The 13,520-nt window shown below is 60.3% G+C and carries 11 protein-coding genes; 3 read left to right on the top strand and 8 right to left on the bottom strand.

What is annotated here, in order from left to right; translation table 11 throughout:
- Positions 1-50 precede the first annotated feature (50 nt).
- The 5 genes from V6M90_RS25540 to V6M90_RS25520 all read right to left on the bottom strand — a co-directional run bounded on the left by V6M90_RS25540 (position 51) and on the right by V6M90_RS25520 (position 3,601).
- Positions 51-443, bottom strand: a complete 393-nt coding sequence (locus V6M90_RS25540; protein WP_003172065.1) for a DMT family transporter — start codon at positions 441-443, stop codon at positions 51-53.
- Complete coding sequence (locus V6M90_RS25535; protein ID WP_003172064.1) at positions 440-820, bottom strand: DMT family transporter; 381 nt, start codon at positions 818-820, stop codon at positions 440-442. Before V6M90_RS25535 ends, V6M90_RS25540 begins: the two co-directional genes overlap by 4 nt.
- On the bottom strand, positions 817-1,737 hold the full coding sequence (locus V6M90_RS25530) for an arginase family protein (RefSeq protein WP_003172062.1): 921 nt from the start codon (positions 1,735-1,737) through the stop codon (positions 817-819). The genes V6M90_RS25535 and V6M90_RS25530 overlap by 4 nt, the downstream gene beginning before the upstream one ends.
- A gap of 137 nt (positions 1,738-1,874) precedes the next feature.
- A complete protein-coding gene (locus V6M90_RS25525) occupies positions 1,875-2,528 on the bottom strand; it encodes a DsbA family oxidoreductase (RefSeq protein WP_042944234.1) in 654 nt (217 codons plus the stop codon).
- A 53-nt stretch (positions 2,529-2,581) separates the two neighbouring features.
- On the bottom strand, positions 2,582-3,601 hold the full coding sequence (locus V6M90_RS25520; RefSeq protein ID WP_042944232.1) for an alpha/beta fold hydrolase: 1,020 nt from the start codon (positions 3,599-3,601) through the stop codon (positions 2,582-2,584).
- Between the two features lie 182 nt (positions 3,602-3,783).
- Between V6M90_RS25520 and metR the strand changes: the two genes are divergently transcribed.
- Complete coding sequence (gene metR, locus V6M90_RS25515; protein ID WP_003172058.1) at positions 3,784-4,701, top strand: transcriptional regulator MetR; 918 nt, start codon at positions 3,784-3,786, stop codon at positions 4,699-4,701.
- Between the two features lie 66 nt (positions 4,702-4,767).
- Here metR and V6M90_RS25510 read toward each other — a convergent pair whose 3' ends face one another.
- Complete coding sequence (locus V6M90_RS25510) at positions 4,768-5,274, bottom strand: GNAT family N-acetyltransferase (protein ID WP_141064111.1); 507 nt, start codon at positions 5,272-5,274, stop codon at positions 4,768-4,770.
- Positions 5,275-5,288: 14 nt separating this feature from the next.
- Entirely contained in the window at positions 5,289-5,702 is a 414-nt protein-coding gene (locus tag V6M90_RS25505; protein ID WP_003172056.1) for an NUDIX hydrolase, read from the bottom strand.
- A 35-nt stretch (positions 5,703-5,737) separates the two neighbouring features.
- Here V6M90_RS25505 and V6M90_RS25500 point away from each other — a divergent pair, with 35 nt between their 5' ends.
- The gene (locus tag V6M90_RS25500) at positions 5,738-10,072 is read left to right on the top strand and encodes a dermonecrotic toxin domain-containing protein (RefSeq protein WP_332847314.1); all 4,335 of its coding nucleotides are present in this window, start codon (positions 5,738-5,740) and stop codon (positions 10,070-10,072) included.
- A gap of 27 nt (positions 10,073-10,099) precedes the next feature.
- Here the strand turns inward: V6M90_RS25500 and V6M90_RS25495 are convergent, their stop codons facing one another.
- Positions 10,100-11,413 (bottom strand): HD domain-containing phosphohydrolase, encoded by a 1,314-nt coding sequence (locus tag V6M90_RS25495; RefSeq protein ID WP_003172053.1) that lies wholly within the window; start codon positions 11,411-11,413, stop codon positions 10,100-10,102.
- Positions 11,414-11,633: 220 nt separating this feature from the next.
- Here V6M90_RS25495 and V6M90_RS25490 point away from each other — a divergent pair, with 220 nt between their 5' ends.
- Positions 11,634-13,508, top strand: a complete 1,875-nt coding sequence (locus V6M90_RS25490) for a putative bifunctional diguanylate cyclase/phosphodiesterase (RefSeq protein ID WP_003172052.1) — start codon at positions 11,634-11,636, stop codon at positions 13,506-13,508.
- Positions 13,509-13,520: the final 12 nt, after the last annotated feature.

Genomic DNA, 13,520 nt, shown 5'->3' with positions numbered 1-13,520 from the left:
TGTGGGAGCAAGCCCCTCCCACATTAGTCCTCATTCCATAGCGATATTTTTCAGTTCTCTTCACCTTCGGCCAACAGCGCAATCCCGCCAATAATCACCGCCACTCCCACCCAGTGCAGCGGGCTGATATGTTCACCCAGCCCCAGCCACGACCCCAGCAACACCACCACAAACACCAGCGAACTCAGTGGAAACGCCAGCGACAGACTGCTGCGTCGCAGGATCAGCATCCACACGAAAAACGCACCGATGTAGCAGGCAATCGCCGCCAGGATCCCGGGATTACGCGCCACCTCGACCAGCCACTGCCAATTGAAGTCCATCTGCCCCAACTGATCGCCCGCGACTTTGGTGAACAACTGCCCGGCGCTCTCGGTGCAGATCAGCAAGGCCCACAGCACAACCGTGCCGAACCGCCCGTGCAACCACGTCTGCGTATTCATGTCTGACTCCCGCCAACGGCCACCAACATCACCCCCAGGGTGATCACCAACGTACCCAGCCAGCGCCGGCGGCTGACGGTTTCCCCCAGTACCACCTTGCCCACCAGGACCACCCCGCAATAGGCCAGCGCCGCCGCCGGGAACAACAGGCTCAACGGCGCGCGGGACAGGGCTTCGAGCCACACGAAAAATTCGATGACATAGGCGCCGATCCCGGCCCACAGCAACGGCGCATTGAACACCTGGCCCCAGAACGCATTCAGGCGAAAACCGCCTTCCAGTTCCGGCAAACGATCGAGACCCAGCTTGAAACACAGCTGGCCGATTACATCGAGGACGATGGAAAACGCCACCAGCAACACCACGGTCAGGCTCACGGGAACAACTCCTCAAAGAGCTCGATCAAGGCTTCATTGGTCGCGGCATTGCGCTGCAGATCCTCAGGCCTCCAACGCTGCGGCGGCGGCTGGTCGGACTTGGCCTCCCAGCGCTTGAACGCGTTGCTGAACGCCGGCGTGGCGAACTCGCCGCATACATCGATGCCAATGATGCGCTTGCGCGCGGCCAACGCGCGCAGGGCTTGCAGCAAGTGGCTCAGACGCATGCCGCCCTGGTCCCAGTTGGTGGCCGCGTCTTCGCTGGCCAGCACGTCTTTGTCGATGGTGATCCAGATCGCCTCGGTGGGCAGGCTGGTGATCATCTGTTCAAGAAACGCCGTCCAATCCAGCTGCGCCAGGTTGCGCCAATGCAGGTGGTTCTCCTGCTGCTGGTGACCGGCGCCATCGCCCACCCTGCCCCACACTTTCGACGGCGGATGCTGCCAGGGAAACAGCTGTAATTGCCCGCGCTTGAGGGCGCCGAGGTTGCCGCCGCGCAGTTGCGGGTTGTGCAGGTCATCGCTGCACGGGCCGAGGGTGACGATGCGTTTGATCGCCGGCATCTTCAACGCGCGGTTGACCCATGAGCCACAGTGACGCTTGGGCGCAAAGCGCACCCAGTCGGGGTGGTTGTCGAAGTGGATCAGGCTGATGGGCTCCTTGAGGTCGGCCAGAAACGCCGGGGTCAGGTGGTGATAATCGCCGGAGCCGACAAACAGGATGTCCGGCCGCGCATCCGTGGGCCTGGGCCGTTTGGCCAAGCGTTCGGCAAAGCGCTTCCAGGTTTTTTCGGTGGACCACAGACGCAGCTTGGGGCCCAGGTCCAGCAGGTCGATGCGGGTGGCACGGCCACTGGCCAAGCGCCGGGCAATCGGCGCTTGGGCCGTGAGGCTGTGATCGAGGTCAAGAATATTCAAGGCAGTGTTCCCCTAAGGCTTTAGGGGGGTCAATGCAAGGGACGGGCCAGCGGGTGAACGAGCGAACTCTTGAAGACTGCGGTGAACTCATGTGGGAGGGAGCAAGCCCCCTCCCACATTTTGATTTGTGTTCGGCTTCAGGATCGGGATTCGTTGATGATCTGGCGAATCGCGCCCACGAACGCTTCAGCCGGCTGGCCACCGCTCACCGCATATTGGTCGTTGAACACAATAGTCGGCACCGAGCTCACGCCACGGGAGATCCATAGCTGCTCCTGCTCGCGCACGTCGGCGGCGTATTCATCCGAAGCCAGGATCGCGGCGGCGCGCTGGATATCCAGGCCGACGCTTTCGGCGATGATCGCCAGGGTGGCGTGGTCGGACGGGTCCTGGCCATCGCTGAAGTAGGCCTTGAACAGCGCCTCCTTGAGGTTGTACTGCAAACCTTCCAAACCGGCCCAATGCAGCAGGCGGTGCGCGTCGAAGGTGTTGTAGATGCGGCTTTGGCCGTCGGTGCGGAACGCAAAGCCCAGCGCGGCGCCCATGTCGCGGATGCGCGCACGGTTGGCCTGGGACTCTTCGGCGCTGGAGCCGTATTTCTCGGTGATGTGTTCGACGATGTTTTGACCGATGGCGGGCATGTTCGGGTTCAGTTCGAACGGCTGGAAATGAATCTCGGCCTGCACCTCGGCGCCCAACTGGTCGAGGGCTTCGGTCAGGCCGCGCAGGCCGATGATGCACCAGGGGCAGGACACGTCGCTGACGAAATCGATTTTCAGGGGAGTACTCATGACAGGCAACCTCGTAGGCAAAATGTGCCGCAAAGGTTGCACCATACACCACCTCACAACAGCTTCGCAGGCGCCACCTGATCAATCTGAGCCCAATGCGCGGCATCTTCACGATGGGCTTGCAGGTACGGCAACACCGCCATCAACAACGGTGCCTTGAACGCTTCCTGGAAACGATGGGCCATGCCGGGAATCAACTTCAACTGGCTGCCCTGGATATGCGCGGCCAGGTGCACGCCGTGCATCACCGGCAACAGCGGGTCGGCGGTGCCGTGCACCACCAGGGTCGGCACGCGCAGTTGGTTGAGCAGCGGCACACGGCTGGGCTCGGCGAGGATCGCCATGATCTGGCGCTTCACACCGTCCGGGTTGAAGGCGCGGTCGTAGGACAGCGCCGCCTGATGCAGCAACGCCTGGCGGTCGTCCTTTACCGTCGGGCTGCCGAGTGCGGCGAGCAAATCGGCCTGTTGTTCCAGAGCCACCTCACGGTTCGGCGCGCCGCGTCGGGACAGCAACTGCACCAGCGCCGCACTCGGTGCCGGCAGGCCTTCGGCGCCGGAGCTGGTCATGACCAGGGTAAGGCTCTCCACCCGCTGCGGCGCCATGGCCGCCAGGTGCTGGGCGATCATGCCGCCCATGCTCGCACCGAGCACATGGAACTGCCGGATCTGCAGCGCATCCATCAACCCCAAGGCATCATCGGCCATATCGGTCAGGGTGTAGGGCGCCGCCACCGGCAGGCCGAGCTTGTAGCGCAGCACTTCAAAGGTGAGATTGGCAGTGGCCGGGGCCTGGCGCCAGGTGGACAGGCCGACGTCGCGGTTGTCGTAGCGGATCACCCGAAAACCCTGCTGGCACAGGGCAACCACCACCTCATCCGGCCAGTGGATCAACTGCCCGCCCAGGCCCATCACCAGCAGCAAGGCCGGATCGGACGCACGGCCGATGCTCTGGTAGGCGATGCTCACCGTTTCCAGGTCGACCGTTTGGGTCGGGACATTGACATCACATCGAGACGCCGCAAAAGACGGCAGGCCGAACACAAGAGCGGCCAACAAAAGCAACACACGCATGAAAAACACCGAAACGCAGAACCCCAGTAGAACGCGAGTCTGATGAAGTTTGTTCAAGCGCGCTGCCACAGTTCCATGACAGTTTGATGAAGTGTGCCCGGCGGTCATGGTCGACAGGCTTTGCAACATGAGACAAACTCACGCTATCCGTTTTCATCACAAATTGTCTTCATGGAGAGCCCGTGCTCGAGATCCGTCACCTCAAGACCCTGCATGCCCTGCGCGAAGCCGACAGCCTGGTGGAAGCCGCCGAGCGCCTGCACCTGACGCAATCGGCACTGTCCCACCAGTTCAAGGAATTGGAAGAACGCCTGGGCATGCCGTTGTTCGTGCGCAAGACCAAGCCGCTGCGCTTCACCAGCGCCGGTTTGCGCCTGCTGCAACTGGCCGACGCTACCCTGCCGCTGCTGCGCGGTGCCGAGCGCGATATCGCGCGCCTGGCCGGCGGCACCGCCGGGCGTTTGCACATGGCCATCGAGTGCCACAGCTGTTTCCAATGGTTGATGCCCACCATCGACCAGTTCCGCGATGCCTGGCCCGAAGTCGAACTGGACCTGGCCTCGGGTTTTGCCTTCGCCCCGCTGCCGGCCCTGGCCCGAGGCGACCTCGACCTGGTGGTGACCTCCGACCCGCTGGAACTGCCGGGCATCACCTATGTGCCGCTGTTTACCTACGAAGCCATGCTGGCCGTGGCCAACCAGCACGCACTGGCGCACAAGGCGTATATCGTGCCCGAGGATCTGCTCACCGAAACCCTGATCACCTACCCGGTGGAGCGTGACCGCCTGGACATCTTCACGCGTTTTCTGGAACCGGCCGATGTGGAACCCGCGCAGGTGCGCACCTCGGAACTGACAGTGATGATGATGCAACTGGTGGCCAGCGGTCGCGGCGTATGCGGCATGCCGCATTGGGCGCTGCATGAATACAGCTCGCGCGGCTACGTGAAGGCCAAGCGCTTGGGCGAGAAAGGGCTGTTTGCGACGTTGTATGCAGGGATTCGCGCGGACATGCTGGATGCGCCGTACATGCGCGACTTTTTGCTGACGGCCAAGGACACATCGTTTTCGACATTGGATGGGGTGAGTGCGGTGCGCTGATCAACACAATGTCTGAATCAACGAGGACAAAATGTGGGAGGGCACAAGCCCCTCCCCCATTGCAGCTCAGTCGGCCTTGAGCTCGCGCCACATGTGGATCTTGTCGAAGTAATCCACCCCCACCCGCACCGCCAGCGGCTCCAGGCCGTACTGGATAAACCCGCAACGCCGATAGAGCGCAAACGCTGCGTCGTTGCCGGCGGTGACGGTCAGTTGAATCACCTTCAGGCGCGCCTGTTGACGCGCTTCATCGAGCGCCGCCTCGACCAATTGGCGCCCGAGGCCCAGGCGCTGATACGCCGCATTTACGTACATGCCGAACAAGGTCACCTTGTGCCGCGCCTTTTCGCGGGGTTCGAAGGCCAGACCGACGATACCCGCCAGCTCATCACCGGCAAACGCGCCGAGCAGCCGGTCCAGCGGGTTGTCCAGGCGTTTTTCCCACCAGCTCAACGGCATCGACGCGCGCTCGGCCACGCTGGAGGTGAAGGCCTGGGGATAGCGCGCGTAGGCTTCGAGCATCAATGCCCGATAGGCCTCGGCGTCACTGGCCACCAGCGCGCGGATGAACATCGGCGGCGAGGGCATCAGGCGCGGGCAACCAGCGACGCACGGTAAAACGGCAGGACCAGGTCACGCGTCAACGGCGCCAAGTGCAAACCGCCGTCACCCGTAGGGTCGATCCAGCGTAGCTCTTCGATCTCGGCAGCCGCGCTTACCGGCACGTTGACGTGCACCTGGAACAACTCGGCCTGCACGGTGAAGCCCGGCTCGTTGGCCGCCGGCGCCGAAAACTGCCCGAGGTACGCGGCCTGTTCCAGGTCGATATGCAGGTTCAGCTCCTCGTACAGTTCACGCGCGAGGGCCTGGGCAGGCTGTTCACCGGCATCGATCTTGCCGCCCGGCTGCATGAAAGCCTGGGTACCGCGCTTGCGCACCAGCAACGTCTCGCCGAGGTCGTTGATCAGGACAGCGGCGGCGATGCGGATGGTCATGGACATCGAATGAAACCTCGGGGGAAAGCGCGAAGGATCACATGCTCATCGCCATCAGGCAATTTTTCCCGACATACATGCACCGCAATGCCGATCATCGCCAACCCTACACTCAAGACTCATCTTTAGCCGGGCACGCCGCTCCCGCGGCGACGCTGCCCCTCGCATACGAGTCATCCATGCACATTTCACCCACACCCGCGCAGCCGCCGCAGCCGCCGCAGCCGCCGCAGCCGCCGCAGCCGCGCCAGGCCGACAGCGTCCCGCCCACCAGCGTGCAACCCATGACACTGCCCGTCGTGCCGATTGCGAACCAACCTGTCGAAAAACAACAGGCGCAGCTTATTCGCGAACTTGCCAGGCTCAACGCCCAAACCGGCGACCTGCTCCTTGAGCAACCGAGCCTGGAGAGCCTCTATCAACAACAATTGGCGGCACTGTTTCCCGACTTGCACGGCATCATCGATCCGAACCAGATCTTTTACAGTCGCTACCGTGAAGACGAACAGGGCCAAAACCACCTGCTGAGCAGTGAGCCTCTCGGCACACTGCTCAGCAGGCTACGGTTGCCGGACGCGCACGACTATCTGGCGCAAGCGCCAGGCGCCTTCTATCGGGAGGGGCGAACGCTGGAGCCGGACAAGCGCCTGTCCACCTCCCATCCGCCGCAAGCGTTGGCGCGCGTGCTAGAAAGGGCCTGTACCACCGAACTGAGAGCATTCTGGCGGCAGCGGGAGAACGGGCAACCCGACACAGAGCACCAGTTGATCGCCGTGCGTCGCCAGATGCTCGCTCATCAGTTGGCATTACGCAGTCTTGATGGAACGCTGTCGCCCGCTGGACGAACGCTGGCGGACACCGTGCTCAAGTACCCGGACGCAGCGACGCGTGAACGCATACTGCCTGCCGACGGCCGCTGCGGCGTCTACCGGTTGACGCTGGACGGTGGCAGTCAATTTGCCGGGGCATTCATCTTCAGCGCCACGCCGCAAACGCCGCCCGTGGGCAGCGTACTGCTCTATACCCCTGGGGAAGGGTTTGAGGAATATGAAAACCTGGACCGGTTAAACTCAGCCGTGGCGGCGCGCCTGCGCAAGCGTGACCCGGCCAGCGAGCTGCTGGCTGCCAGCCTGCCGACCAAGGCTCGCGCCGAGCTCGGTGACTCGCCCTTGATGGCCGCAGCCCCGTCGAAAATAGCCACCGATGTGATTGCCAGCAGCGTGCGCTCACTGCGCACCTGGCAACACCACAATGTCCGCGAGGCGCTGCGCGGAGACACGATGCCGGTGACGCAGGAGCTTGATCGGGTCGCGGACTTAGCACCGCAATTGGATGTCTGCTGGGCCCTCGCGGCACGCAATCTACGCCTGGTTCAAGCCCGCGAAGCCGATTGGTTGAGCACCGCCGAACCCTCGGACCAGGCCCTGTACCGCCAGCGGCTACAAGCGATGATCGAGAGCAGCGAGACGCTCCTTCCCTTGCTTGAAAAGATGCCGACACTGACCTCTTTCGCCGAAAACGAAGCCGACCAGACATTGAAGAAACTGAAGCCGGAATATGCCGATGTGGACGTGGCCCCCTACAAGAGCCTGGTCAAGCTGCGCGTGACATCGTCGTTGCCCGTTACGGTGTCGGGTTATCGCGACGAACACTTCGACACGGTCTATATCAGTGACGATCCGGGCATCGACATCCCGCAGTTCTTACACACTCGACAGTTGACAAAGGGCACCTGGCAGACCAAATCCGTTGTGGACCTGCGCACCCTGGGCAGTTATGCCCGGCGCAATATCGAACCTCTGACCATTCATGCACTGCACAGAACGATCACTGCCAGCGCCGACATCATCGATACCTCGGGACACAACCAGGGCCGACTCGACGATGCAGCGTTGCGCGCCCTCGCCCAGGAGGCCGACATCGGCAAAAAGTATGCTGAATACCTCCGATCAGCCTTCTCGCAAAACGGCGAAGGTCGCGAGTTTTCCAGGGCCTGGCAGCGCGCCAATGCGGCAAAAATGAACAAGGATGCCCTTGAGAGCCAGCTGAACCCGGCTATCCAGGACCTGTTCACCTTCAAGACGCCCGGTAGTGGCTTTGATTGGATACAGACGATCACGCACTACCCCGACTCGGTAACCCGCCCACAGGTCGGCACCTTCGATATAGAGGCGAACCTTTTGGTGATGGGCAGCGGGCTTGAAAGGGGCCGGGGCGGACAGGTCATCAATGGCGTTCTGGTGATTCAGCGAAAAGGCACCAGGGCTGACGGCGCCTGCGTCCTGTATACCCCGGATGCTCCTGATAACGCGCCGTTCAGGGAACTTGCCCTGGGTCTTGTGCAATTGGACACATTGAAATCAACACCCGAATGGCGCGCCTATTTCACACGACGAATGGCTACCAGCGACACGCAAGAACGTGAGCGGATCTTCACGGACACACGCGGTGTGCACCGTTATACCTTGACCCTCATCAGCGGTGATCTTCACGCCTACCTGTATTCGGTGCAGCTTGGCTTTCAACTGGCGCACGCCGATTACCGCTCCAAGAGTAACGCCGACATATCACAAGAATCGGCGGTGAATGCCTTTATGTTTGGTGCTGAGGTTGTCGATGCATTGGCCGATCTGTTGCCGGCCAAGAAAGCCTTGTCGTTTTTGTCGCGGGGCATCGCCAGAGGCTCGCGCAGGGCCCGACAACTGGGGCGTGGCGCCCCAGCGCTGGTCAAGAAAGTCGACGGCGAGCGCAAAATCGACTTCGACGTAGCCGAGCATTCGATCCGACCGCTGGAGCCGGCCTGGGTCGATGTCACCGCGTATCGATTGCCTAAACATATTGATCCGCTCTTTGACGTCGAGGCATTTGCCGCAACGAACCATTACACGCTGTCGCGCAGCATGGGCGCACCGAGTTTTATTGACGGGCGCAACCATCAATTTATCGCCATTCGGGAGACGGGCGGTCGCTATTATCTGTATGCGTCTTATGTTGAAAAGGGCGCGCGCTATGTCAAACATCCGACCGCAAGTAAACCGGACTTTATGGTGGTGCCAGGAGACGCGAAAAGTTGGAAGCCGCGCTTTGACAGAACGACGCGGGGAGGAGGACAGGCGCTGGGCGCGCTGCGCCCGCTTAGCGCCGAAGAGCAGGTGGATGAAGACTTGATCACGGCACTGCACGTTTATTTGTCGGACGAACGGATGCGGCATTATGGAGAGGAAGTCAAAACGCTCCCTTTCACACAAAAACAACGACTGCTTGCTCACGCTCGACAGCTCATGGGGCCTCATGTGGATGAAGCCACCTTTAGAAGCATGGTCGCACGCCAGGAAGGTTTGAGACGCCAGCCGCCCGGGCCGTTACGCGACGCATTGTTGACGTTGAAGGCCGATGTGGATGTTCATCTGCACATTCACAACACCACTCTGTTCATGGGACTGTTACCCATAGAGAAAGACAGTATCTTTGTCAGAATCAAAAGAATGATCGGAAGAGACAACTACCTTTTAAAAAGCATACAAAGATCCATTAGAATTACTGACCCTGACACCAACGCACACTTTGTAGGCTATGCCATTACCAACAAACAACTGAGGAGCCTGCAGGATTTTGAAAAAAAGTACGAAGTCTCAAGTATTTATCAAGATAATCTCAATGCATTTCTCGATGAAAAAGGACGACGGCAAATTGTTAGCAAAATTGCCTCGGACAATAACATTACACAGGAGAAGGCCCTGGAGCGGCTTTTATCTGATAGCAGCGTTGAAGAGTCATTCAGAACATTTAGCACTGTAAGGTTTAGGGAAAAGTTGAAGCGACTTGGCGTAGAGTCCTATTCGGATGATTTTAAAAAATCCGGTATACCTTATATCGCGATATCACACATCAGACGAACAGGCAGCCCCACCAACGTCAAAATGGTCGACAGCCTGACCGTCGCTGATTTTGAAAAAAACATTCCACATTTTTCAACGCCTCTTGAACTGACCAGTCCCCAGGCCCGAACCAAAAAAGTCGAAAAACCATCACCAGCGCCCGCCTCCCCGGCACCTGCGCAACCCCTCGTGTCCCTGGAGGCGGCGCCCAACATCGTACATATCGACGAACTGGCGGCCGCCCAAATATCTCTTTTGCCGGACAGTGCAAAAACCAAACTTGAGGAAATCATTCAGGATATCGAAGCCGGTCGCGTGAGCCGCAAGAAGATTGGTAATTTTACCTATGTCGATTTGCCGCAACTGGACCCCGGTTCCGGCCGGGGTCGATGGCGAGCGGCCTTCGAGAAAACCGGAAAAGAAGATGAAAAGGATATCTTCATCCTGCGCGGCATCATCGACTATCACGCCAGCAAGCTGAAAGCCTGGGGACTCTAGACGGCACGGGCGACCAGACCGTTACCGCTACGGATGAGCCGGCAGCTCGTCCGGTTCCTTGATGAACACGCTGTACTTGGCCCCTTCCATCGCCTCGAACGCGATCAGCTTGTCCACCAGTGGCAGGTTCAGCACCTTGCCGGCGTTGAGCAGCAACATGCCGTTGTCGGCATTGAGGTTGCGCGCCAGGACCATGCCGTCTTCCAGTTCGCGGGTGGTCAGCACTTTGACGGTCGGGTCGCCCAGGGTGACATCGCTGAGGAACGTGGCGCAGGCCAGGATGAAGTCCTCGACCAGGTCCGGGTCGTATAAACGACCGGCATATTTGCGGATATACAACAGCGCTTCGTCGCTGTTCATATGCCGCTCGAGGATCAGCCCTTTCTGCAGCTCGATGAAGTCCACCGCCAGTTTCAGCAGGCGCGAACCGAATGGAATCGCATCGCCCTTGAGATGGTCGGGAAACCCGCTGCCGTCCCAGCGTTCCTGGTGATGGCGAATGATCCGCGCGGCATCCTTCATCGGCTCCAGGGTCATCAACAACGACTCGCTCTGGGCCGGATAGCCGCGGTACCGCTCGCGATCGGTGCTGTACAGTTTGTCGGCCGGCTCGATCAACATGCTGTCGCTCCAGCTCAGCTTGCCGATGTTATACAGCGCAGCGGCCATCGCCAGGTCACGCGAACTGGCCTCGTCGACGTACTGGGCGGCGCAGTACACGCGCACCAGTTCGATCAGCGCGCGGTTGGTCTGTTTGTTCTTGGGCAGGCGCAGGTTGGCCAGCAACGAAAACACTTCGGTGCCAGTCACGTAGCTGCGTTTGAGCTCTTCGTAGGCCAGGTCGAGCATGTCGGCGGTTTGCTGCAGCTCCGAGGTGCGCGCGGCCACGCGCTTTTCCAGGGTGGCATTGAGCAGCTTGAGCTGATCGTTCTGGGCATGGGTCAAGCGTTCCAGGCGCTGGTGTTCGAGGGCCTGTTGCAGGATCAGCTTGAGCTCGTCGTCGTTCCAGGGCTTGCCGATATAGCGGTGGATCTGCCCTTCGTTGATCGCCTTGATGATCATCGGCAGGTCGGCGTAACCGGTCAGCAGGATGCGACTGGTACCGGGATACAGCCGGTGGACCTCGGCCAGCAGTTGCGCGCCGTCCATGCCGGGCATGCGCGCGTCGCTCATCACCAGGTCGATCGGCTGGGCCGCCATGATCTCAAGGGCCTGTGCGCCGCCGCCGGCCAATACCACATCAAAGGGTTGGCCGCGCAACAGGCGACGCAGGCTGTTGAGGATCGATTCTTCATCGTCGACCAGCAAAATCGTGGGTTTGGTAGCGAGTTGTTCATCCATGCCTGCTGCGCCTTCACATTGAACTGAATTGAACTAAATTGAACCCTTGTGCCAAGCGGTATTCCCTTGCTTTTGGCGCGGGGTTGATTTGACGCCAACTGGCCGTCGATTTCAAGGTTGCTGGACTATGCTGTCAAAGCAGGCCGCTCGCCCAGCTCAAATTTGGAACCAGGGAAGGACTCGTTATGCTGTCGAACCTTTTGCCGTCAGGGGTTGCACCATGAACTCGAGCTCGGCGCGGGCCAACCGGCGCATCCTGATTGTCGATGACACAGCCTCCATTCATCAGGACTTTCGCAAGATCCTCTGTGCCGATGCACAGGGTGAACCGTCCCTGGACAGTCTGGAGGAAGCGCTGTTCGGCACCGCCACCAAAGTGCGCCAGGCGTTCCAGCTCGATTCCGCCTACCAGGGCCAGGAAGCCCTGGCCCTTGTAAACAAAGCCCTGGCCGACAATGCGCCGTATGCCATGGTGTTTATCGACATGCGCATGCCGCCGGGCTGGGATGGCCTGCAAACCATCGAGCAACTGTGGAACGTCGACCCCAACCTGCAGATTGCGCTGTGCACCGCCTATTCGGACTATTCCTTCGAAGCCATCGAAGCACGGCTTAAATACAATGACCAGTTGCTGATCCTGAAAAAACCCTTCGACCATCTGGAGATCCGCCAGATGGCCAGCGCCCTGACCTGGAAGTGGCAGTTGGCTCAGGACGTCGCCCTCAAGGTGATCGGCCTTGAGCACACCATCGAAGAACGCGTGCAGGAACTGCTCAAGGTCTCGCACCTGCTGCAATACGACACACTCACCGAGTTGCCCAACAGCACCCTGCTGGGCGACCGGCTGACCCAGGCCATTGCCATCGGTCGGCGGCACGACACCCAGCTGGCGGTGATGTTTATCGGGCTCGACCGCTTCAAGCGCATCAACAACGCCCTGGGTTACCCGGTGGGCGACGAGCTGCTGCAACAGGTCAGCCTGAGCCTGGTGGCGGCGGTACGCAGCTCGGATTCGGTGTTTCGCTACGGCTCCGACGAGTTTGTGATTCTGCTCAATGACGTGCAGCACCCGCAGCAATCCCAGCACATCGCCCACAAACTCCTGCGGGCCATCAGCGCCACTCGCCATGTCGCCGGGCATGACCTGAGCGTCACCGCCAGCCTGGGCATCAGCATCTACCCCAATGACAGCGCTAATGCGGTGGAGCTGATCAAGCACGCCGAAACTGCGATGCACACCAGCAAGGAACGTGGCCCGGACGATTTCAGTTTTTATACCGAAGACATGAACCTGCGCGCCCAACACCAGCAAAACCTGGAAAGCGCGATCCGCCAGGCGCTGGAGCGGGATGAGTTCGTGCTGCATTACCAACCCAAGCTGGACCTGATATCCGGGCGCATTGTCGGCGCCGAAGCGTTGATACGCTGGTTCCAGCCGCGTTCGGGCTGGGTCAGCCCGGTGGACTTCATTCCGGTGGCCGAAGACAGCGGGCTGATCGTGCCCTTGACCCAATGGGTGCTGCGCCAGGCCTGCGAGCAAGCACAAGCCTGGCGCGTGATGGGCCTGCCGGAGTTGCGCATGTCCGCCAATATTTCGGCCATCGACTTTCGTCAGCGTGAGTTTGTCGGCAACCTGGCGACGATCCTGAAGGAAACCGGGCTGCCCCCGACCCTGCTGGAACTGGAAATCACCGAAAGCGTGCTGATGCAGAACGTCGACGAAACCGTGGAGCTCCTGCACAAGATCAAGGCCATGGGCGTACGCCTGGCGCTGGATGATTTCGGCACCGGCTATTCCAGCCTCAGCTACCTGCGACGCTTTCCCATTGATGTGTTGAAGATCGACCAATCCTTTGTGCGCGGCCTGAACGTGAATAACCAGGACGCGCAATTGATCAGCGCAATGATCGGCATGGGCAAGAGCCTGGAGTTGAACATCATCGCCGAAGGGGTGGAAACCATTGAACAGCTGGAGTTCCTCAAAGCGCAGGAGTGCGAAGAGGGCCAGGGTTTTCTGTTCAGCAAGGCCGTGCCGGCAAAAGATTTCGCACAGTTGCTGCAGGTAGGCAGCGTCATGCCGATAACCCGTCCATAACCCCACGCTTGC

Source organism: Pseudomonas lactucae, assembly GCF_036688725.1.
Classification (GTDB): Bacteria; Pseudomonadota; Gammaproteobacteria; order Pseudomonadales; family Pseudomonadaceae; genus Aquipseudomonas; species Aquipseudomonas lactucae.
This window is presented reverse-complemented; position numbering and strand designations above follow the sequence as displayed.